Source organism: Chromohalobacter sp. 296-RDG (assembly GCF_029889885.1).
GTDB lineage: Bacteria > Pseudomonadota > Gammaproteobacteria > Pseudomonadales > Halomonadaceae > Chromohalobacter.
In genome coordinates, this window is sequence record NZ_JARANY010000164.1 from 1 (window position 1) to 1,859 (window position 1,859).

General features: G+C 64.4%; 2 protein-coding genes. Both read right to left on the reverse strand.

The window, feature by feature from the left end; all coding sequences use genetic code 11:
* A partial coding sequence (locus OP495_RS17480; RefSeq protein WP_280571031.1) for a solute carrier family 23 protein occupies positions 1–1,247 on the reverse strand: 1,247 nt, incomplete at its 3' end.
* A 138-nt stretch (positions 1,248–1,385) separates the two neighbouring features.
* The coding region (locus OP495_RS17485) for an amidohydrolase family protein (protein WP_280571033.1) at positions 1,386–1,859 on the reverse strand (474 nt) is incomplete at its 5' end.

Consider the following 1,859-nt stretch of genomic DNA (forward strand, 5'->3'; position numbering starts at 1 on the left):
CGTTCGGCGGTCTCGGGCAGCCCGGCGAGGGCTTCGGGGACGAGCTGGACACCTAGCCCCATGCCCAGCGACACGGCGATGGTCATGATCGTCTTGCGGGTCATCGTCTGGTCGCTGAGGATGCGGATGCCGGAGACGGCGATCAGGCCGAACATCAAGGTCGTCGCGGCGCCGAGCACGGGACGTGGAATAAACTGCAGCAGAGTGCCGAGCGCAGGGATGAGCCCCAGCAACAGCAGGATGACCGCGACGTAGCGCCCCACATGGCGGCTGGCTACGCCGGTCAATTGCACGACGCCGGTATTCTGGCTGAAGGTTGTGTTCGGGAACGTATTGAACAGTGCCGCGATCAAGGAGTTGACGCCATCGGCCAGCACGCCGCCGCGTATCCGGCGTTGATAGACCTGGCCGCTGACGGGTTCGCCCGAGGCGCGTGACGTGCCAGTGAGATCGCCTACGGTCTCGATGGCGGTGACCAGGAAGATGAACGCCACGGGGACGAAGGCCGTCCAGTCGAAGCCGATACCGAAGCGCAGCGGTTGCGGCAGGGCGAACCATTCGAGTGTCTCCGGACCACCTTCGAACTGACCGGTGAACGCGGCCACGAGACAGCCGATGACGAGCCCGAAAAAGACCGAGCCGATGCGCAGCCAGATGTGTCGGGACATCTGACAAGCCAATACGACGACGATCACCAGCGCCGCCAGACCCAGGTTGGAGAGGCTGCCGAAGTCCTCGGTGCCGACCCCGCCGGCCATGTCGGTGACGCCGACCTTGACCAGCGAGAGGCCGATCAAGGTCACGACCACGCCGGTCACGGTGGGCGTGATGATGCGCTTGAGGCGGTGCAGCATGCCGCCGAGTGCGATTTCGATGAAACTGCCCACGGCACAGACGCCGAGTAACGTCGCGATGACGGCTTCGTCGTTGGCGCCGCCGGCACGCGCGGTTTCGCCGGCGGCAATCAACGCGGCCACGAACGAGAAACTCGTCCCCTGAACACTCAAGAGCCCCGATCCGAGCGGCCCGAGGCGCTGGGATTGCACCCATGTCGCCACGCCCGAGACGAACAGCGCCATGCTGATCAAATACGACATGTACTGACCGAGCCCCAGGGCGCTGCCTACGATCAGGCTGGGCGCGATGATCCCCACGAAGCTGGCGAGTACGTGTTGCACGGCGGCGAGCAGTGAGGCCAGGGGCCCGGGGCGATCCTCGAGTCGGTAGAGGGGTTGATCGACTGACATGGCTTGGCTCCTTGTGCCCGAACATGCGGCGGGCTTTATGTATACAAAATCATGCTGCAATGCATAAGCAATAGGAGTGCCAAGTGTGGGATATTGCCAGGCTCGCCGCATGCATGGGCGCTGGCAAGGGGTGGCGCCTCATGATGAGGCAGGCGTGCGCTCCATTGGTGCTCCGTGGCAATCATGTGCATCACGTTGGTGCACTAGGTCGCCATCGGCCCAAGTGGCGTACACGCAACGGTCATCTCCCAGCATCATCAGCGCGAAGAGCCGTTCGCCCAGCGTCTCGGCGACCTGAGCACGGTGCGCCATAATAGGTGTAGCGGCAAGATCCAGCACCACCAGGTCGGCTTCGTATCCGGCGTGCACGCGCCCGATACAGTGATCGAGGTGCAGTGCCCGTGCGTTGCCCAGCGTGAGCCGATACAGCCCCTGCCAAGCGGTCAGGGGTTGGCCAAGCAAGGCACCGACCTGATAGGCGCCTTGCAGCGTCGTCAGGCCGCATAGCCCGGTGCCGGCGCCCACGTCACTGGCCAGCGAGGTGATGACGCCGGCGTTACGGGTGGCGAGGCGATCGAAAAGCCCGCTGCCCAGAAACAGGTTGGACGTCGG